The 19,463-nt window shown below is 65.6% G+C and carries 21 protein-coding genes; 11 read left to right on the top strand and 10 right to left on the bottom strand.

The annotated features are described in order from the left end of the window. Positions 1 to 88: 88 nt before the first annotated feature. Genes hrpD6 through E4A48_RS02345 form a run of 9 tightly spaced genes read right to left on the bottom strand, consistent with a single transcriptional unit; the run spans position 89 to position 7,741 of the window. Positions 89 to 334: an HrpD6 family protein gene (hrpD6, locus tag E4A48_RS02305; protein ID WP_039005671.1), complete on the bottom strand. Its 246-nt coding sequence runs from the start codon at positions 332 to 334 to the stop codon at positions 89 to 91. A gap of 17 nt (positions 335 to 351) precedes the next feature. Continuing rightward, positions 352 to 1,296 carry an HrpD5 family protein gene (gene hrpD5, locus E4A48_RS02310; protein WP_058196741.1) on the bottom strand — a complete coding sequence of 315 codons (945 nt, stop codon included), beginning with the start codon at positions 1,294 to 1,296 and terminating at the stop codon, positions 352 to 354. Continuing rightward, the gene (locus tag E4A48_RS02315; protein WP_058196740.1) at positions 1,293 to 2,165 is read right to left on the bottom strand and encodes a hypothetical protein; all 873 of its coding nucleotides are present in this window, start codon (positions 2,163 to 2,165) and stop codon (positions 1,293 to 1,295) included. The genes hrpD5 and E4A48_RS02315 overlap by 4 nt, the downstream gene beginning before the upstream one ends. Beyond that, positions 2,162 to 2,422: a type III secretion system export apparatus subunit SctS gene (gene sctS / locus E4A48_RS02320; RefSeq protein ID WP_039005668.1), complete on the bottom strand. Its 261-nt coding sequence runs from the start codon at positions 2,420 to 2,422 to the stop codon at positions 2,162 to 2,164. The genes E4A48_RS02315 and sctS overlap by 4 nt, the downstream gene beginning before the upstream one ends. Positions 2,423 to 2,426: 4 nt before the next feature. After that, positions 2,427 to 3,074: a type III secretion system export apparatus subunit SctR gene (gene sctR / locus E4A48_RS02325; RefSeq protein ID WP_039005667.1), complete on the bottom strand. Its 648-nt coding sequence runs from the start codon at positions 3,072 to 3,074 to the stop codon at positions 2,427 to 2,429. Further along, positions 3,061 to 4,107 carry a type III secretion system cytoplasmic ring protein SctQ gene (sctQ, locus tag E4A48_RS02330; RefSeq protein WP_039005666.1) on the bottom strand — a complete coding sequence of 349 codons (1,047 nt, stop codon included), beginning with the start codon at positions 4,105 to 4,107 and terminating at the stop codon, positions 3,061 to 3,063. The genes sctR and sctQ overlap by 14 nt, the downstream gene beginning before the upstream one ends. A 23-nt stretch (positions 4,108 to 4,130) precedes the next feature. Beyond that, complete coding sequence (sctP, locus tag E4A48_RS02335; RefSeq protein WP_039005665.1) at positions 4,131 to 4,778, bottom strand: type III secretion system protein SctP; 648 nt, start codon at positions 4,776 to 4,778, stop codon at positions 4,131 to 4,133. 2 nt (positions 4,779 to 4,780) lie between these two features. After that, complete coding sequence (locus E4A48_RS02340; RefSeq protein ID WP_039005664.1) at positions 4,781 to 6,697, bottom strand: FHIPEP family type III secretion protein; 1,917 nt, start codon at positions 6,695 to 6,697, stop codon at positions 4,781 to 4,783. Between the two features lie 18 nt (positions 6,698 to 6,715). After that, positions 6,716 to 7,741 (bottom strand): EscU/YscU/HrcU family type III secretion system export apparatus switch protein, encoded by a 1,026-nt coding sequence (locus E4A48_RS02345; RefSeq protein ID WP_230812750.1) that lies wholly within the window; start codon positions 7,739 to 7,741, stop codon positions 6,716 to 6,718. On the opposite strand from E4A48_RS02345, the gene E4A48_RS21535 reads away from it, so the two are divergent. The 10 genes from E4A48_RS21535 to sctC all read left to right on the top strand — a co-directional run bounded on the left by E4A48_RS21535 (position 7,656) and on the right by sctC (position 17,284). Beyond that, positions 7,656 to 8,456 (top strand): HrpB1 family type III secretion system apparatus protein, encoded by an 801-nt coding sequence (locus E4A48_RS21535; protein ID WP_237655732.1) that lies wholly within the window; start codon positions 7,656 to 7,658, stop codon positions 8,454 to 8,456. The genes E4A48_RS02345 and E4A48_RS21535 overlap by 86 nt on opposite strands. 11 nt (positions 8,457 to 8,467) lie before the next feature. Continuing rightward, positions 8,468 to 8,857 carry a type III secretion protein HrpB2 gene (locus tag E4A48_RS02355; RefSeq protein WP_004428191.1) on the top strand — a complete coding sequence of 130 codons (390 nt, stop codon included), beginning with the start codon at positions 8,468 to 8,470 and terminating at the stop codon, positions 8,855 to 8,857. Continuing rightward, entirely contained in the window at positions 8,854 to 9,639 is a 786-nt protein-coding gene (sctJ, locus tag E4A48_RS02360; protein ID WP_052234982.1) for a type III secretion system inner membrane ring lipoprotein SctJ, read from the top strand. Before E4A48_RS02355 ends, sctJ begins: the two co-directional genes overlap by 4 nt. Further along, positions 9,636 to 10,268: a type III secretion protein HrpB4 gene (locus tag E4A48_RS02365; RefSeq protein ID WP_039005660.1), complete on the top strand. Its 633-nt coding sequence runs from the start codon at positions 9,636 to 9,638 to the stop codon at positions 10,266 to 10,268. The genes sctJ and E4A48_RS02365 overlap by 4 nt, the downstream gene beginning before the upstream one ends. After that, entirely contained in the window at positions 10,268 to 10,987 is a 720-nt protein-coding gene (sctL, locus tag E4A48_RS02370) for a type III secretion system stator protein SctL (protein ID WP_237651525.1), read from the top strand. The genes E4A48_RS02365 and sctL overlap by 1 nt, the downstream gene beginning before the upstream one ends. Then, complete coding sequence (gene sctN / locus E4A48_RS02375; protein WP_039005657.1) at positions 10,981 to 12,297, top strand: type III secretion system ATPase SctN; 1,317 nt, start codon at positions 10,981 to 10,983, stop codon at positions 12,295 to 12,297. Before sctL ends, sctN begins: the two co-directional genes overlap by 7 nt. Further along, a complete protein-coding gene (locus E4A48_RS02380) occupies positions 12,290 to 12,799 on the top strand; it encodes a type III secretory pathway component (protein WP_142741822.1) in 510 nt (169 codons plus the stop codon). Before sctN ends, E4A48_RS02380 begins: the two co-directional genes overlap by 8 nt. 2 nt (positions 12,800 to 12,801) lie before the next feature. After that, a complete protein-coding gene (sctT, locus tag E4A48_RS02385) occupies positions 12,802 to 13,623 on the top strand; it encodes a type III secretion system export apparatus subunit SctT (RefSeq protein ID WP_038233478.1) in 822 nt (273 codons plus the stop codon). A gap of 452 nt (positions 13,624 to 14,075) precedes the next feature. After that, a complete protein-coding gene (locus E4A48_RS02390) occupies positions 14,076 to 15,422 on the top strand; it encodes a helix-turn-helix transcriptional regulator (RefSeq protein ID WP_176717144.1) in 1,347 nt (448 codons plus the stop codon). Between the two features lie 11 nt (positions 15,423 to 15,433). Next, a complete protein-coding gene (gene sctC / locus E4A48_RS02395) occupies positions 15,434 to 17,284 on the top strand; it encodes a type III secretion system outer membrane ring subunit SctC (protein ID WP_039005654.1) in 1,851 nt (616 codons plus the stop codon). A gap of 46 nt (positions 17,285 to 17,330) precedes the next feature. Here the strand turns inward: sctC and E4A48_RS02400 are convergent, their stop codons facing one another. Further along, on the bottom strand, positions 17,331 to 17,801 hold the full coding sequence (locus tag E4A48_RS02400) for a hypothetical protein (RefSeq protein ID WP_039005653.1): 471 nt from the start codon (positions 17,799 to 17,801) through the stop codon (positions 17,331 to 17,333). A 313-nt stretch (positions 17,802 to 18,114) separates the two neighbouring features. On the opposite strand from E4A48_RS02400, the gene E4A48_RS02405 reads away from it, so the two are divergent. Beyond that, positions 18,115 to 19,461, top strand: coding sequence for a hypothetical protein (locus E4A48_RS02405; RefSeq protein ID WP_260608042.1), 1,347 nt, complete (start codon positions 18,115 to 18,117; stop codon positions 19,459 to 19,461). Positions 19,462 to 19,463: the final 2 nt, after the last annotated feature.

Raw genomic sequence — 19,463 nt, forward strand, 5'->3', positions numbered from 1 at the left:
CGCTTGGGAGCGCTGTTTCCGGCTGTACTCGTCACAGCGTCCATGCAGCGATCCCAAACGGCTTCACGTTACAGTTACCGCGCAGTCTTTAGACGTCGGATTCACGCACCTGGGTCACCACCTCGGCGGCTGCGAGGAGTCCCTCGTGCAGTACCTGCGCCTGACTGCGCTCGTGGGCGTCTACCGCCGAGATCCTGTATTGGTTCGCTTGTTCTGCGGCGTCGCGCAGTGCGGCGATGGCCCGCTCCAGGCGCTGTCCTGACGGATCCTCGCGGCGCGTATCCAGCAGTTTGTTCAGATCGTTGCCGATGCTGCTATCGAATGTCTCGAACATGGCGGTGTCATCCGGTGTTAGGGGGAGATGTCGGTGAAATGTTTGGAGCCGTCGGGCGTCTCCACGTAGTGCAATTCGTCCACGGACAGGGCCGTGTCGTAGGTGTTGGGCAACGCGTCGCGCGGGTCCAGCGCGCGCAGTCTTGCGTCGATCCGCACCACGCGCGGACCCATGTCGTGGCGCAGTTGCTCCAGTCGCTGCGTCACTGTGTCGGGGTGTTCGCTGGCGCCGCTGACTTCGTACACGCCATGCCCGCGATAGCGGATCGTCAGGTTCGGCTCGTGCAGCGATTCGTTCATCGATTCGATCAGCGTCTGGGCGACGCCGAAATGCGTCTGCCATGGACCTGGATGCCGTTCCAGCCAATGCTCGACGCACTGCGCGTCGGTCACGTTGCGCACCATGCCTTCGATCTCCACGCGATCATCGACAGTACGCAGGCGCAGTTCCGTCTGCCCCAGCCGCGCGAAGGCCTTCTTCGCCTGCGCCATCTGGGTCTGGGCTGCGGACATGGCATGCGCTCTTGGTGCGTCGTAGCGCCAGGCCGTCAAGGTCAGGGCCAGCACGGTCACTGCCGCGATCCAGGCGAAGCGTCGCTTGCGCTGCGACGGCGGCGGCGTGGCGGGAGCGCTAGCAGATGGGCTGGCCTGATGCGGTTGCAGCGCATCGCGAAGCAGTTGCAACTCGTCCGGCCATTGCTGGTCCGCCGGTCCCATGCACAACACGATGGCGTCGAAGCACACCGGCACGAATGGCTGCAGCGCTTGCTCCACATCCGCCTGGGTGTTGTCGGCATAGCGTACGTTTGCATCTGCGTCGATCTCCAAGGTCAGCGAGGGGCCGGTCCAATCGGTGAGTTGCAGGTCGGCGTCCTCTTCCCGGCCCAGCTGGTAGCGTCCTGGAGACAACGTTATCCGCGCGCCTGCGTGGCGCCCGGTCAGGATGCGAATCTCGGCGTTCATGCGCGAACTCCCCCCATACCGATACAGGCGATGTCAAGCATTGCGATGGCCCGTTGGCTGTGGCTTGCGTTACGCGGTCGGTTCGCATGCAGCAGCATCAGCGGCAGCAGCAGGTGCAAGGTCTGCGTGCCCTGCTCCGGCATGTTCGGGGTGGGCTTTACCAGCTCCCTCAGCTGCGTGCGCACCTGTTCCAGCGACTGGCTCGGCGTCGCGGTCGCCCGCGCGGTGCGGGCGATGTGTTCGCGCAGCAGGATCCAGCTGGCGATGTTGAAGGACGTCGGCAACGAGCGATCGAGGACGCGATCGCGTACCTGCAGCAGCGCGCGTGCCAGCGCCGGCTGCGCCTGATCGCCGGCGGCGCTGCGGTAACCATGCAGGATCTGCTCGAAGGCCGCATCGCTCTCGGAAAGTTGCGCCGCTGCCGCTGGCACCGGCGCGTCGCCGGCCTGTGAGGACGGTGCGGCTGCTGAGGACGGTGCGGCCGCGGGTGTTGCGTCGTGCGCAGATCCGCCGTGCGCAGCTCCGCCGCCAGGGTTTTGGTGTTGGCCCGATTCCTGGTTCTTTTGCTGCTGGGCGCCGGCATGGACCTTGAGCGATGCGGCTTCGGCGTCGCGTTCGGTTTCGAGCGCCAGCGATGGCGGTTCGGGCAATTCGCCTTCTTCGTCGACATGACGGCCGCCGACCAGGCGCCTGCGCTTGCGCCAGCTCGGCGGAAACCGCGCCGAGGCGACGGCGCCCGGCCAAGTGCTCTGGCTTTCGCCGGATTCTTGCGCATGCGCGTCGGACGTGGGGCACTCTGGCGGCGTCCCGTCCGCTGAGACGATCTGCGTGCCGGATCTGGTGAGGCGGCCTACACGGGGTATGATCATGGGAAGGCTGCTCCGAACATGGTCTTGGCGAACTGCAGCACTGCGCCGGCGCCCCATGGCGCGGCGATGAGCAAACTGACGACGACCACGATCAACTTCAATGCGAAGGAGATCGATGCGTCCTGCAGCGACAGCACGGCTTGAAAAAAGGCGATCACCAGGCCGGAGGCCGCGGCGACCAGAACCACCGGCAGCGAAACCATCAGGCACAGCATCAACGCATCGGAAGTGAAGCGGACCAGATCGTCGGCACCCATGGCATCACCTGTAGGTCAGGACCAGGCCGTGCAGCAGCGTGGACCAGCCGTCCAGTGCTACGAACAACAGCAGTTTGAAGGGAATCGCCACGTTGGTCGGGGTGACTTGGTTCAACCCGAGCGCCATCAGCGCATTGGCGATGACCAGATCGACCACGATGAAGGCCAGGTAGATCAGGAAGCCGATCCTGAAGGCATCGGTGAGCTCGGTCAGGGTAAAGGCGGGGGCCAGTACGATCAGGTCGTCCGGCTTGAGCGCGTCGGCCTGGTCCTTGGGCCATATCTGCCGCGCCGAGTGCATGAAAAAGGCCTTTTCGCGCTCGCGGGTATGCGCCAACAGGAAGCGTTTGAATGGTTGCCGCGCCGCGTCCATCATGACCACCACCTCGCTGGTGCCCGGTGCGGTGCCGCCGCCGGCGCGGGCGATTCGCATCGCCTCCATGCCTACCGGCGCCATCACGAAGCAGGACATGATCAGGGCCACGCCGTTGAGCACCATGTTCGGCGGTACCTGCTGCACGCCGATGGCGTTGCGCAGCAGGCCCAGGACCACCACGATCTTCGTGTAGGAGGTGATCACCATGGCTGCGAACGGCAGCATCGCCAGCAGTACCACCAACAGCAGCAGCGAGCCGAAGTCAGGCGTCTGCATGCGGGTGTCCGTTCACGCTGACCAGTTGCACGCCGAGATGGTCGCCAATGGCGATCAGGCGTCCGTTGCCGATGCTCTGCCCGTAGACCATCAAGTGCACACAGGCGTCTTCCAGCAAGGTGTTCAACTCGAGCACGTGGCCAGGATGCAGCGTGCCCAGTTCGGCCAGCGGTAGCACCAACGGATCCAGCTCCAGCTGTACCGGAACGTCCACCTGTTCGACCGGCACGGGCGCGGACGGCGGGACGGATTGCCCGGGTTCGGCGGCCGTGGTGGCGTCGCTCATCTCTGCCATGTCTGCGCTGTCCTCTATATGGAAGGTGTTGCGTTCGATATGGCCGGGCAGCCGCCACTGCCGGCCGGTGGCCACGCCGCAGCGCAGCCAGGCGCGATAGCCGCCATGGCGGCGTTGCAGAGGCGCGATCAGCACATCGCCGGGGCGCAGCGAGGCCAGCCGCTCGCTGCGATAGCGGCGCTCGCCGAGGCACGGGTATGCGCACAGCCGAAGCGACCGCAGCATTGCGTCGGTCGGCGCCCCTGGGTCGATGTTGCCGCATGCCGTCTCCAGCGCCTGGATGGCGCCGGCGCACGCGTCCACCGGCATGCACGGCAGTGGCAACGCCGTATCGCCCAGGACCAGGAGGGGGCCGCATGCGCTGGGCAAGGGCGCCGGCCAGGGGGCGAAGTCGACGACCCGCGGCTGGCCCAGGCCAAGCCGAGCCAGCGCCGCCAACGGCGCGTCCAGCAACAGCGCCGCCACGGCGGTTTGCGTCACCCCGCCATCGACCAGCAGCGCGCGCAAGGCGGGGTCGGCAGCGACATCCATGCACAGCGTCAAGCGGCCTGCGCTGCCAAGCTCCACGCCCACCCGTGCGTAGATCCTCGACTCGGGCAAGCCGTGCTGCAGTGTCAGCGCCGCCGCGTCGGCCAGCGGTTGGCGACACAACAAGCGTCCCAACCGGACCGCAGAGCGTGCGATGCGCGGCAAACGGGTCTGCAGCTGCGAGATGGGGGCGATCGCTGGGCTGGACATGGGCATCGACAGGGGGAGGGGGTTCAAACGACTTCTATATCCACGTCGCAAGGCTCATCCAACACGGCATCCAGCGCTTTGTGCAGGCTTTGCCGACCAGTGCACACTAGCTGCTGCGCGAGCGGCGTACCGCAGCGGAAGCGAAGTAACAGCGAGCCAGGCGAAAGGCGCATCCACAGGTGGGTGGCCGGCAGCACGTCCTCGCGCAGGTCCAGCTGCGCTTCCCATAGGCCGCCTTCGCGTACCGGTGCGGCATTGCAGAACTCGCTCACGTGAGCGGCCACCCGTTGCATCGCCAGGCGCGCGTGGCTGTCGTGCAGCACGGCGTTGGCGATGCGGCGTTCGATGGCTGCGGGCGTGGTCGGCGGCGGGAGGACTGGCTGGACGGGATCGTAGCGATCCGGTGCCGCGGCATCGGGCGATGCCTGCTCCGGCGTATCTGTCTGCACGCGTTCTTCGGCCGTTTCTGGCTCCGGCGCAAGCATGGACAGGATGGTGTGCGCATCCTCGTCCTCGCATTCCGGATCTTCCTGGTCACTGCGGCATGCCCCGCGGTAGCGCGTGCCATACAGCGACCAGCGCGCGCGCGTGGCCGATGGCGGCGGACACTTGCCGCCTGGTGCGGCCAGCGGCGCGTTGCCGATGATGGTGGGGCGTAGCGGCCGGCGCATCGCTACAAGCCGATGCGCCCGATCGGCGCCAGTTCGATGTGGCCATTCAACTCCTGGTAGGAGTGGACCGGAAGCCAGTCGATCCGCGGTTCGATCATTCGCCGAATGTAGCGGCGAATGTCCATGGACGTGATCAGCGCCAGCGGTGCGTTCGGCGTGTCTCCGGCCATGGCGATGATGCGGTCGGTGACCATTCGCGCGTCTTCGGGCGGCATGGTCAGGAAATTGCCGGCCGGGGTCGGCTTGATCGCCTGGCGGATCATCTGCTCGAGCGCCTGCTCCAGCAACAGTGCCGGCAACTGCGGGGCGCCACCGCTGACCCGGTGCGCCAGGAACGCGCCCAGATCGCCGCGGACGTACTCGGTCAGCATCACCGGATCCTTCTCCTTCGGGCCCCAGATCACCAGGCTTTCCAGGATCAGCTTGATGTTGCGGATCGGAACCCGCTCCTCGAGCAGGCGCCGCAACACATCGGCGGTGCGTTGCAGCGGCACGACCTTCTGCACTTCCGCGACCAGGCCCGGGTAGTCGCCATTGATCTGTTCCAGCACCCACTGGGTTTCCTGCAGGCCGAGGAACTGGTGCGCGCGATCGCGCAGCGGACGCGTCGCCTGCTGCGCCAGTTCCTTTTCCGGTTGCGCGCTAGGCGGCAGGCATGCGCGCTGCACCGGCACGTCGTGCACCAGCACCTCGAACTCATGCTCCTGCAGGTCCGGCGCGCGCCACAGGCTCACTCCGGGGAACGGCAGCCCCAGTTCCTCTACCAGTAGCGTGCGTTCATGCTCAATGGCGCGACTGAGCGTCTCCGCTTGCAGGCGGTCGGCCAGGTCCGGCGCGAGCCTGACCGACAAGGCCGCGGCGAAGTCCGGTGCATGATCGGCGATCGTCGGCGTCTGCCCCTTGCTGCCGCGGCGCGCGGCGCCGGTCACCGGCGCGCGCACCGGGCCTGTGGTGGCACGGCGCTGGTGTCGCAGCCAGAAGCCGCCGCCGGCGATGGCCGTGGCCAGCAGCAGGAACAGCATCGCCGGGAAGCCCGGCACCAGCGCGAAACAGGCCAGCATGCCGGCGGCGCAGAACAGCGCCTGCGTGCTGCGGGTGAGCTGCTTGCCGATTTCGTTGCCGAGCGAGCTGTCGTCGTCTTCGCCGCTGGCGCGGGTGATCATGATGCCGGCCGAGACCGAGATCAGCAGCGACGCGATCTGCGACACCATCGCATCGCCGATGGACAGGATCGCAAAGCGGTTGGCGGCTTCGGCCGCGCTCATGCCGTGGTAGGTGACGCCGATGATGATGCCGGCCACGATGTTGACCAGAGTGATGACCAAGCCGGCGATGGCATCGCCCTTGACGAACTTCATCGCGCCATCCATGCCGCCGTGCAACTGGCTCTCCATGGCCAGCCGCGCGCGCTTGACGCGCGCATCGTCGGCGTTGAGGCTGCCGTTGCGCAGGTCCGCGTCAATGCTCATCTGCTTGCCGGGCATCGCGTCCAGGGTGAAGCGCGCACCGACTTCGGCGACGCGTTCGGAGCCCTTGGCGATGACGATGAACTGTACCGTCGTGATGATCAGGAAGATCACCATGCCCACCACAAGGTTGCCGCCGACCACCAGTTTGCCGAAGCTGTCGATGATGTGGCCTGCGTTGGCGTGCAGCAGGATCGACTTGGTGGAGGCGATGTTCAGCGACAACCGCAACAAGGTGGTGAACAGCAGCAGAGAAGGGAAGGAGGACAGTGCCAGCGAGTCCGGCACATACATGGTGGCCATCAACAACACCACGCTGAGTCCGATGTTGACGGCGAGCAGCGCATCGATCAGCGCGGTGGGCAGCGGCAATATCATCAGCGCCACCACCGCCACGACCAACAGCGCAATCGCCGCCTCGCCGCCGTAGCGCAGTCCACGAGTCAGTCGCATTCGGAAGGTCCTGTGTGATTAGTGAAGGTCTGGCGCTGCATCGGGCGGCGTCTGCACCAGGCCATCGACCCAGCGCAGGACGGCCGCCACGACCGCGAACAGTTCGTCGGGAATGGCCGCGTCCAGCTCCACCTTGTAGAGCGCACGCGCCAACGGTGGATTGGCGATGATCGGCAAGCCCTGCGCCATTGCCGCTTCGCGTAGCGCCAGCGCTGCCTCGTCCTGGCCTTTGGCGACAACCTGCGGCACGCCGAACTCCTGCGAATAGGCGATCGCCACCGCGTAATGGGTAGGGTTGACCACCACCGCCTTGGCCTTGGACAGGCGTTGGCGCGGGTCGGAGAACAGCAGCTCTTGCGCGAACTGCTTGCGCTGGCCTTTGATCTCCGGGTCGCCTTCCACATCCTTGTTCTCGCGCTTGACCTCGTCCTTGCTCATGCGGTGATCGCGGATGAACAGCCAATGCTGGAGTCCCACGTCGATGCCGGCGACGATCAGCAGGATCACGCAGGTGATGGCGAGCAGGCGCACCAGCACTTCCCAACCGATCTGGGCGATGTCCAGTAGCGGGAGGTAGGCGGTGCCCAACAGCAGCGGCATCAGCGCTTCCACGCCTTTCCACAGGACCACGCCGATCGCCACCGCCTTGACCAGCATCTTGATCAAGTCGGTCAGCGTGCGCGCGGAAAAGATGCGTTTGAGTCCGGTGACCGGATTCAGCGCGTCCAGTTTCGGTTCGAGCTTCTTGAACGACAAGTTGAAGCGCGTTTGCAACAGGCCGACGAACAGCGGTCCTGCGACGATTGCCAGCATCAGTGGCAGCGCCAGCCATGCGGCTTCCACGCCCATGCGCAGCATGCCCTGGCGCATGGCGGTATTGTCGCGGCTGTTGCCCATGTCCAGCGCCAGATGCAGCAAGGCGCGCAGATGCGCACCAAGGAAGCTTGAGGAAACCTGCATGGCCAGCACTGCACAGATCGCGCCGGCGGCCATACCTACATCCTGGCTGAACGCGATCTCGCCGTCGCGCCGAGCATCCTGCAGTTTTTTTTCTGTCGGTTGTTCGGTCTTCTCGTCGGACATTGCCTTGAGGCCAAGCTGGGACAATGCATTGTGCGGCGCTCTCGGCGGCCTGGGCTCGCATGCCGCGAACGCGCTGACGCACACGCGAAGCCGGAATGCGGCCGTGGTCGGAAAACGTTTCGCCAACGTGTCGTGGATTTCGCCTGGCCGGGAAGGTACCGGGGGTGGTCACGCTAGGCTGCAAGCTCGAAGCATCCTGCAGGAAACACTGACCATGAGTACGTTCAAAGCCAACGACCAGCTCACCAACGGTCTGATCGAAATCATTACCGTGGCAATGCAACGGAACCAAGTGGAAGAAGCCGAGGCGGTACTGGGCGCTGTACGCCTGCTGCGCCCCAATGTCACGGCACTGGACAGCTTCGACGCCTGGCTGGCGATCAAGCGCGGCCGCTTCGCCGACGCGGCGCGCTTGCTGCGCAGTCTCGACGTAGACAAGGACGCGCCGCCCATCAGCAAGGCGCTGCGCGCGTGTTGCCTGTTCGCGATCGGCGATTCCGACTGGACCATCAGCGCTAACGAGGTGATTCTGGAAAACCGCGACCCCGATGCGGTGGCGCTGGTCAAGATGCTCAGTGGGCAGCCGGTTGAGCAGCGCGAGCCCAGTGCGGCCGACGGCGAGGCCGCTGCCAGTCCCGCCGTGGACATCGCAACGCTCGGCTATGTTCGTGCCTGAGGAGAAACCAGATGACGCCTATCGCGCCAATCAGTCCAGTGACTGCCGCCACGACGGGCAGCGCTGCCGCGCCTGTCCCGGCGGCGCCGTCGGCCGCTTCCGTCCATAACTTTCAAGCGTTGATGCAGCAAGGCCATCGGGTCGCGCCGGATCTGCAGATCTCCCAGCACCCGACCGCCATCGGACGGCTGGTCGGTGCTGAAGACAAAGCAATGAAAACCGTGATGGACCAAGCCGAGGATTTCGCTGCGCGCGCACCGACCATGGACATGGCCCAGTTGGCCGCCGGGCAGGTGCAGATGATGGACCGCATGACTGTGACGATGCTGCAGCTCAACATCGGCACTGCCGTGGCACAGGGCGGCAAGTCCGCGGTGCAGACCCTCTTCAAGAACCAATGATGGGTGCGGCTGTGCCCTGCCGGGGCTTGTGCCGGTGGCTGTGCGTCGCGCTGCTGGCGTTGTGCCTGAGCGGTTGCAGTTCTGCGCTGTACAGCGGCCTGAGCGAGAACGACGCCAACGAAATGCTGGTGGTGCTGCTGCGCAAGGGCGTCCAAGCCGACAAGGAAAGTCCCGATGATGGCAAGACCTGGACGGTGTCGGCGCCGCAGGAGCAAATGGCCGACGCGCTGGAAGTCTTGCGCGCACACGGGTTGCCGCGGGAAAAGCACGCCAACCTCGGCGAAATGTTCAAGAAGGACGGCCTGATCTCCACGCCTACCGAGGAGCGGGTGCGGTTCATCTACGGCGTCTCCCAGCAGCTGTCGCAGACGCTGTCGGAAATCGACGGCGTGGTCGTGGCTGATGTGCAGATCGTGCTGCCCAACAACGATCCGCTGTCTAGCGTGGTCAAGCCTTCAAGCGCCGCAGTGTTCGTCAAGTATCGGCCCGGGACCGACGTGGCGCCGCTGGTGCCGAGCATCAAGAATCTGGTGGTGCATAGCGTCGAGGGACTCAGCTACGACAACGTCAGTGTCACCATGGTGCCGTCGCAATTGTTGGATACGACGCAAACCACGACGATCCATGGCGCATGGTGGTTGCCGCTGGGCCTGGGCGCGCTGTTGCTGGCCGCCGCCGCTGCCGCCGCGTTCTGGCTGGCCCGTCGCGATGGCGGCTGGCGCGCGCTGCTGCAGCGGCTGCAGCGGCTGCGGCCGCCCAGGTCCGGGGACGCGGCGCAATGAGCACGCTGGCGGCGCCGGCGTCGGCGCAGCGTCTGCTGCGCTACCGCACGCGGGTACAGGCGCTGGCGGGACAGGCGTCTCCGCCGCCGCTATGCGATCAGGTGGCGTTGCGACGCGCATGGGCTGGCGCGGCGCCATTGCGTCGGCAGGATCTGGTGATCGCCGCCCTGCAGCTGGATGGGCTGTCGGCGGCGTGCTTCGACGCGGCGGACAGCGAGCTGGCGCTACTGGAACCGGCGCCGTTGCAGCAACTGCTGTTCGCGCGCGCGCTGTATGCGCGGTCGGACGCGTTGCGCCACTGCATCGAGCGCGCCCCGCGGCAGTGGCTCGCCGAGCGTCTGGGTGCCTCGTTGTGGCAGTGGTTGCGCGGCTGCCCGGCCTCGCCCACATGGGTGCCGTTGCTGGCATGCGGCAACGAGGCCCACGCGCAGGCGTGGTACCTGGACGGCTGGTGCCGCCTGGTCGCCGACGGCCTGTGGCCGTGGCCTGGCCTGGCGCGTCTGGCGGCCGCCAGCGCCGGCCTGGACCCGGGCGATGCGGCATTGCCAGGCGATGGTGGCAGCCGCGATTTCATTGCCCAATGGCGCCTTTGCACGCAGGAGAACACAAGATGGGAGAACGCGGCATGATGCGGTTGCGTACAGAAAGCCACGTCGTGATAGACGACGACATTGTGCGGCGTGAGGAATTGTCCACGGTGCTCGAGCTGGACCGCGCCGAGGACCAGCACCGGCAGCGATTGCTGGAAGACGCCGAGCGCGCGCACAACCAGGCGCAGGCCTTGGTGCACAACGCGCAGCGCGAAGCCGAACGCCTGCGCAGCGCGGCGCGCGCGCGCTTCCAGCGCGTTGCGCGGCTTGGCTATGCCGCCGGCAGGCGTGGCGCGTTGCGCGACTGGAACATGCGCTCGGTACGCGCGATGCACGATGAGCGCCAGCAATGGCTGCGTAACCGCGAGCGGCTGCTGCAGGTCGTCGTCGATGCGTGCGCCGCGATGCTGGGCGAAGACCGCGGTGCGCTGTATCGACGGGCGGCGCATGCCCTGGAGCAGGCTTGCGCCGAGGCGAAATTCCTGCATGTGCAGGTTGCGCCCGGCGAACTCGCGTCGGCGCAGCAGGCATTCGCCCGGTTCGCCGCGCAGTCCGGCGGGTTGCGCGTGGAGGTGGCCGAATGCACGACGCTTGCACAGGGCGAATGCCGCTGCGAGTGGGACAGCGGCGTATTCGAAACCGGATTGCAATTGCAACTGGACAGCTTGCGCGATGTGCTGCACAAAGTGCTGGGCAACGACGCGGCGGTGGAATGCGCAGCGGCCGAGGAGGCTGACGCAGAGGCGGTCACGTGCTGAACCTGGACCGCAGCGTGCTGCAGCGCGAGCTGGAGACGCTGGCGCCGGGTGTGCGCTACGGCAAGGTGGTGGAATTGGTCGGCACCCTGCTGCGCGTGGAGGGGTTGGCCGTCACCGTGGGCGAAGTGTGCGAATTGCGCAATCCCGATGGCCGTTTGCTGCAACGCGCCGAGGTAGTGGGTTTCGCGCGCGATCAGGCGGTGCTGGCGCCATTCGGGGCGATGCTCGGATTGTCCGCGAGCACCCGGGTGATCGGCCAGGGGCGGCCGTTGTCGGTGCCGGTGGGAGAACAGTTGTTGGGGCGGGTGCTGGATGGCCTGGGCGAGCCGGCCGATGGGCGTGGCCCGGTGCAGTGCGACGCGCAGGTGCCGATCCATGCCTCAGCGCCGGACCCGATGCGGCGGCGCCTGATCGATGCGCCGCTGTCCACCGGCATCCGCCTGGTGGACGCGCTGACCACGCTGGGCGAGGGCCAGCGCCTGGGCATCTTCGCGCCGGCCGGGGTCGGCAAGAGCACCTTGTTGGGCATGTTCGCGCGCGGCACCAGCTGCGACGTCAACGTCATCGTGCTGATCGGCGAGCGCGGCCGCGAAGTGCGCGAGTTCATCGAGTTCATCCTGGGCGAGCAGGGCATGGCACGCAGCGTCATTGTCTGCGCCACCTCCGATCGTTCGGCGGTGGAGCGCGCCAAAGCCGCCTATGTCGGTACCGCGATCGCCGAGCATTTCCGCGACCAGGGCCTGCGCGTGTTGCTGATGATGGATTCGCTCACCCGCTTCGCACGCGCGCAGCGCGAGATCGGCCTGGCCAGCGGAGAGCCGCCAACGCGGCGCGGCTTCCCGCCGTCGGTGTTCGCCGAATTGCCGCGTCTGGTGGAACGCGCCGGGATGGGCGACAGCGGGTCCATCACCGCGTTGTATACCGTCCTGGCCGAAGACGAGTCGGGGGCCGATCCCGTCGCCGAGGAGGTGCGCGGTTTGCTCGACGGCCACTTGCTGCTGTCGCGCGAATTGGCCGCGCGCAACCAGTATCCGGCAGTGGACGTGCTGAACAGCCTGAGCCGGGTGATGACCCAGATCGTCGGCCGCGAGCATCTCGATCTGGCCGGCCAGCTGCGTCGGCTGCTGGCCAAATACCAGGAGATCGAACCGCTGCTGCAGGTCGGCGAATACCGTGCCGGCAGCGACGCGGTGGCCGACGAGGCGGTGTCGCGCATCGATGCGATCCGTGCCTTCCTTGCCCAGGAAACCGCCGATGTGACCGATTTCCAGCAGTCGCTGTGGCATTTGCAGCAGGCGCTGTATGAGTGAGAAGCGTGCGCCGTGGCGGTTGCTGGCGGGGTTGCATCGTCGCCGTGGCGAGGCGGTGGAGGTGGAGTTGCGCCAGGCCTTGCGCGAACTGCAATCGCTCGAGGATGCGCTGCAGGCGCAACGCGAACAGCGCGCGCAGCGACAGCTGCAGTGCGAGCAGCGGGCGCAGCAACAGGCGCAGCTGAGCGCCGCGCCGCGCCTGTGCATCGCGTCGTGGCTGGAGGGCGAGCGCCATCGCGAGGAGCTTGCCCGCCAACTGCAGGCTGCCGAGCAGGCGCTGCAGCAAGCGCAGGACGCATGCGACGCGCAACAGGAGCAGATTGCGAGCGTGCGCACGCGGCTGGCGCGCCACAATTCCCAGGCAGAGCAATACCAGCAGCGCGCCGATCGCCTGGCGCGGCAATGCGCCGAACAACGCGAACTCGCCGAGGACGAGGAAATCGCCGAGACCGTGGTGGCGCGTGCGCGCCTGCACCCGGGCATGCGTGCGGGGCGCCGATGAATGTGTCCGATGCCGGCCAGGCGCTGGTCTGGCTGCACTCGCAGGGCCTCGGGCTGGTGCTCTTGCTGGCTCTGGCGAGCGTGCGTTGCTTCGTGCTGTTCATGGTGCTGCCGGCGACCGGAGAAGAGGCCATTCCGGGAGCCGCACGCAATGGCGTGGTGTACCTGCTGGGAGGCTTCGTCGCCTATGGCCAGCCGCCCGATCTGGTGGCGCGGATGGATCCGCTGAGCATGTTCGCGCTGGTCGGCAAGGAGGCCTTCGTCGGCCTGATGATCGGCTATGCCGCATCAACCATCTTCTGGGTGGCGCAGAACGTAGGCACGGTGATCGATGACCTGGCCGGTTTCAACAACGTGCAGATGAGCAATCCGCTGCGCGGAGACCAGAGCACCCCGGTGTCCAATACGATCCTGCAGACCGCCATCACGCTGTTCTATGTGCTCGGTGGAATGAGCATGCTGCTGGGCACCGTGTTCGAATCCTACCGTTGGTGGCCGCTGGCAACGCTGCAGCCGGATACGAGCCAGATTGCTACCCAGTTCGTGCTGCAGACTACCGACAACCTGATGACGGCGACGGTCAAGCTATCTGCACCGGTGATGCTGGTCCTGGTGCTTGTGGACCTGGGTTTCGGCCTGGTCGCGCGCAGTGCCGACAAGCTCGAGCCGTCCAACCTGAGCCAGCCGGTGCGCGGGGCGTTGGCGTTGCTGATGCTGGCCTTGCTGATGCAAGTATTCGTTTCGCAGTTGCTGGACGAACTGTCCTTCGTTCACTTTCAGGCCAAGATCGGCCAGTTCCTGAGCGGGTCTCCTGCTACCCACTGAGCGCCCGTCGCCGCGCGTTTGCCTCGTTTTCGCTGCCGCCTTCGCCTTCGCAGCCACTGCGCCGGCGTTGTTGGTCTGCGCTCGCTGCCGGCGTGCCGAGGTCGACGGGCCGAATTTGTATTTTCGAATATTATTCAATTATTGACCATCGTGCACTGTATGAGTTGCGCTGTCTATCGCTGGCAGCCCCGCAGAATCAATAGGTTGAAGGTGTTTGTCTGCGAAAGGCGACAGAATGAGACTTTTTGATCATCGTCCTGGGGTTATTTGCGGGATTCTGTTGCGGCGTCTACCTACAATGCATTGCGCCATCGCACCGCATGTGCTGCAGACGTTTCTTGCGGTTCTTCCTCTCACTCCCCCGGAGAGAAAACGTTATGTTTCTGACCACCTATCTTGCTGCGATCTCTGCATTAACCCATAACGAAACTTTGCCGAATTATTCGAAGAAGATTCTAGACGGAGCTTGGCCGCAGGCACTGCAATACCTGCATCATCGTCGCGATCAGGAGCATGAGGACGGCGTCGGCGAGGCGAGTCTGTTATGCGCCATCGGCGATGGGTTGTTGATGATGGAATACGAAGAGGAGGCTGAGGAGTCCTATCGCCTGGCGCAGAAGCGGATGCGCAACGGCGGCGCGGACCTGCGTCTGCTCTCCTGTCGCAATACCGCCTGGCAGATGCTTCAGCAGCGCAGGCTCAGCGCCGCCTTGAACTGTTTCGGCCAATTGGCGGTGGATCGCGATGCCGATCAGCTGCTGCGGACGGAAAGCCTGATGGGCAAGGCGCTGTCGCACTTCCACCTGGGCCAGAGCATGCAGGCGCTGCAGGTCGTGGATCGCGCACAGGAAGCGGCGGCGGAGACCGAGACCGCCAAGCTGCTGGTGCCGGTCGTTCATGCCATGCGCCTGGACATGCTCGCGCAGTTGAGCATCCGCCGCTCCGAGCGGCTGATCGATCATGTCTTCTGGCAGGCTGCGGCATGCAACGAGAGATGGACCGGCACCTTCGATGCCGACGAGATCGACCGTTGCGTCGCCCAGGTCGCCGCGGCGATGCCGATCCTGGCGCGGCGGCTGCAGTTCGTGCGCGCCTTGTTGCGGATCGCCAGCGAAGATGTCAGCGCTTTCGATGCGGTTTACGACGCGATTCCGCAGCCTGCTGCGGCGTGTGGCCGCAACTCGCGGCATGGCCCCAAGCTGGAGCTGGCCCTGGCGGCGCTGGCCGCCGGTCGCGTCGACCTGGCCGAGCGCGCATTGGCCGGCGTGGTCAGGCAGGTATCGATGCGCTGGGATCTGGAACTGGAGTATTGCCAGGCCAAGATCTGCCATGCGTCCGGACGTACCGAGCAAGCCCTGCGCCTGTATAACCGCTATGCGCTGGATGCGGTGCAATGCCTGCGCAGCGAAGTGCAGATTGCGCGATCGCTGGAAGACCGCCCTGCGGCGCAGCTCAGCGACGACATTTCGGCGCGCTTGCCGGCAAAGTACCGTCGTGCCTATGCTTACATGCTGGAAAACGTGCATCGTCCCGACCTGTCGATCAACGAAGTGGCAGCGCAGATCGGGGTGACTGGGCGCGCCTTGCAGTTGGCGTTCAAAGCCGCCACTGGCATGTCGCCTACCCAGGTGCTGCGCCGTTACCGCATGCAGGGCATTCGCGATGAGCTGCTGTCCGAATCCGGCTGCGGCGGAGTGCTGCAGGCGGCCGAGCATTGGGGCGTGGTCAGCCGTTCGGCGCTGGTCAAGTGCTATCGGCGGCAGTTCGACGAAGTTCCGGCCGAAACCTTGCAGCGCTAACAGGAGGATTAATGAAACAGCAACGTTCGCGATCGTCGGCAGTGCCACGCGCGTGTTTGACAGTGGCGTTGGCGATCGCGGTGCACGCCGCCGCCGCTCCGGCGACGGCGGCCGAGGTGCCCTGGCATCGCGGCAACTTCCAGTACGTGGTCGAAAACAAGGATTTGAAGGATGTCTTGCGCGACTTCGCCTCCAGCCAGGGGGTGATGACCTGGATTTCGCCTGAGGTCAGCGGCACGGTCAGCGGCAAGTTCGCTACCCCGCCGCAGAAGTTCCTGGACACGTTGGCGTCCAGCTACGGATTCGTCTGGTATTACGACGGTACGGTGTTGCGCGTGTGGGGCGGCAACGAAGTCACCAGCGCGACCTTGACCCTGTCCGCTGCCACCACCGACCAGGTGAAGTCGGCGCTGGAGCGGATGAGCGTGGCCGATCGGCGCTTTCCGATCCGCTATGACGACAAAGCGCGAACGCTGCTCGTCTCCGGCCCGCCCGGCTATGTGGAAACGGTGTCGGCGGTGGTGCGCTCGGTGGATCACAGCAGTGCGTTGCACGACGGTACGGAGATGCGCGTCTTCCCGTTGCATTATGCCCGTGCCGCCGATCGCACCGTTCAGATGGACGGGCAAAGCGTACAGATCCCCGGGATGGTCACCTTGCTGCGCGGCATGTACACACATGCCTCGCAGAGCTCCAGCGGGCTGCCGTTCTCGACCAACCTCATCGAGCGCGCGCTCGCCAACAAGGAACGCTTGCGCTCGTTGGAAGAGAGTATCAATAACGGGACGCGCAGCGATCCCGGCGGTGGAGCATCGGGCGTGGGGCTGCCAAACAACTGGTTCGGTCTGGGCGGCGCTCAGGCGCCGGTGCGGCCACCGTTGCCTAGCGGCGGGCCGGCTGCCGATACCACTGCCGCACCTGCGCCGGCTGGCGCGGACTATGGTGCCGGTGCCGGTGCCGGTGCCGGCGCTGGCGCCGCTGCGCGTAGCGCGGGGCAGGGCGCCGGGGGCAGCTCGGATCTGCCCTTCATCCAGGCCGATCCGCGCGTTAACGCCGTGGTGATCCGCGATCGCCCGGAACGCATGGACGGTTACGCATCGCTGATCCAGCAACTGGACGCGCGTCCGATGCTGCTGCAGATCGACGCGACGATCATCGAGGTACAGGACGGCGCCCTGCGCGATCTCGGCGTGGACTGGCGATTGCACAACCGCCATCTGGACCTGCAGAACGGCGACGCAAAGGGCGCTGCGCTGGGCTACCGCGCTCCCGGCGCCAACCCGGGGCTGGGCGACAGTGCCGACGGGCTGACGCCTGGCGGCGGCATGCTCACGGCCGTGCTCGGCGATGCCGGTCGTTTTCTGATGACGCGGGTGTCGGCGCTGGAGCAGAGCAATCGCGCCAAGATCGTCTCTACGCCGAAAGTGGCGACGCTGGACAACGTCGAGGCCATCATGGACCAGCGGCAACGCTTCTTCGTGCGCGTGGCAGGCTATCAGAGCGCGGATCTGTACGGGCTGTCGGCCGGCGTTTCGCTGCGGGTGTTGCCCACGGTGATACCCGATTCAGAGGCCAAGCAGATTCGCCTCGACGTGCATATCGAGGATGGGCAGTTGACATCGAAGACGGTGGACCAGATTCCGGTGATCTCTTCCAGTCAGATCAATACCGAGGCCTTCGTCAACGACGGCGAGAGCCTGCTGATCGCCGGCTACGAGAGCAACGACGACGAGAATAGCGTGACCGGCGTTCCGGGATTGTCCAAGGTGCCGGTGTTGGGCCGCCTGTTCCAGCATCGCTCCAAGCAGCGCAGCAGCGTGCAGCGTTTGTTCCTGCTGACGCCCCACGTGGTCTCGCCCTGAGTGTGGCGCCTCGCTCGCAGTCGCGAGCGAGGCGCAGTGGCACTCCTCAATTGATCTGGGGGCCAGGGCCTTGCTCGAAGCTGTTGTTGCCGAAGCCGCCGCTCATGCCGCCGCCGAAGCCGCCGCCCATGCCGCCGCCCATGCCGCCGCCCTGCAACTGCTGCAGGAGCGTCGACAGTACAGCCATCAGCACCTGGCCAACGCCGTCAATGCCCTGGCCACCCTGCTGGCCACCCTGGCCGCCGCCCTGACCGGGACCCTGCCCGCCGCCGCTCTGGTCGGGACCCTGAGCGCCCTGGCCCTGCTGGCCCTGCTGGCCCTGCTGGCAATCCTGGCCCTGCTGCGGGCCCTGCAATTGCTTAAGCAGCGTCTCGATCAGCTTAAGCATCAACTGGTCGATCTGCGCGGAGGAGTTGCCACCGTCGCAGTTGTTGGAGGGGGATTGGGTGTTGGCGGTTTCGGTATTGACGTTCTGAGCAGAGGCAGCGAAGTTTCCACCGATGTTTAGAAGGCTCATAGTGACTATCTCAATGTCTATGGTTGAGTGATATCGACCACGATGGTCCGGGCATCTAGCCCGGGCCTAAGGTAGACGCCCGATCCGCAGCGGTACCGTCGATCCACGAAATTGGACCGCCGTGAGCGAAGAAAGAGCGTGCCAGCGGGGGTGATGCGCGGATCTTTTCGCCTTGTTTCGCAGAGGGAGCGATCGGTTCGGTTGAAGCGGCAAGTGTACGCGCGCCTGCACTTAGTGTTGGATCGCGGCCGTCTGATCGGTCGCTGGTCCGGGCCGGAACCGGTTCACTTCGACAAAAAATGAGGACTTTTCGATGAGCCTTAAAAGTTTCTTCAAAAGTATCGGGCATGGCATCACCAATGCGGTAGAAGATGTCGCACACGGCGTCGAGCAGGGGGCGAAAGACATAGCCAAAGGCGTGGAAGGTGCCGTAGAGCATGGCGTCCATGCTTTCGGCGACGTCCTGCAGGGGGATTTCAGGGGCGGGCTTCATGAATTGGGGCAGGCTGGCAAGGCCGTGGGCGACACCGCCAAGGCCGAGTTCAAGCTGGGCTTGACCGTTGGCGGGGCGATGACCGATCTGGCCCTGGGTACTGTGGCCGATGCGCATCTGAGCAAGGGCCTCACCAAGCTCGCCGAGACCGCCAAGGGCGGGCTGGACAAGGCCCGCGACGCCGTCGATAAAAGCCTGAATCAAGTCGTCGATTCCGCCGAAGGCGCGGTGGCCGGCGGCATGCGTTGCGTCGATGACGTGGCACATGGCCGTTTCGACCGCCTGGGCAAGGATAGCCTGTCCGTGGCGGGCAATGCGTTCAACCTGTGCACCTCGCTGACGCCGGAAGGCATGGTCGCCAATGTCGGCGCCAATCTCACCCGTTCGTTTATGGATGGCACGCCCCTGTCCAAGTACGCCAATGTCATCGGCGATACGATGGCGCGCAAGCCGCTGTGGATGCTGCGCGACGGCGCCAAGGACGTGGCCGAGCCGTTTCTGGATCCGCTGAAAAAGGATCTGGCCTCGGCCGACGCCGCCGTCAACCGTACTTTGGACAAAGCGGAGAACGGCATCAGCGGCACTTTGGACAAAGCGGAGAACGGCATCAGCCGCACGTTGGCCGAAGCGGCCGTTGCCTCGGGCTTGGCGGTCCAGGGCGGCATGACGGCGCAATCGCAGACGCCGCCGCTGTCCGAGGCTCAGGAGGATGCGATTGCGCGCCAGTTGGCGGATGCCATGGAAAGGAAGGACACGCAATTCGGCGGGCAGGACAATCTGTCTATGCAGGACGGGCGCGGCGATACGCCGTTGCTGTCCAAGGCTCAGGAGGATGCGATTGCGGGCCAGTTGGCGGATGCCCTGAATGACAATCTGTCGACACAGGACGGGCGCGGCGATACGCCGCAGCTGTCCGAGGCTCAGGAGGATGCGATTGCGGGCCAGTTGGCGGATGCCCTGAATGACAATCTGTCGACACAGGACGGGCGCGGCGATACGCCGCAGCTGTCCGAGGCTCAGGAGGATGCGATTGCGCGCCAGTTGGCGGATGCCATGGAAGGGAAGGACAAGCAATCCGGCCGGGAAGAAGGCTTGCTGGCTTCACTCTTCGGCGAACCGGCGCTTTCCGCCTCGGCGGACGTGTCGTTCCAGCTCCATACGGTGTAGCC

This window comes from Xanthomonas translucens pv. cerealis (genome assembly GCF_006838285.1).
Lineage (GTDB): Bacteria > Pseudomonadota > Gammaproteobacteria > Xanthomonadales > Xanthomonadaceae > Xanthomonas_A > Xanthomonas_A cerealis.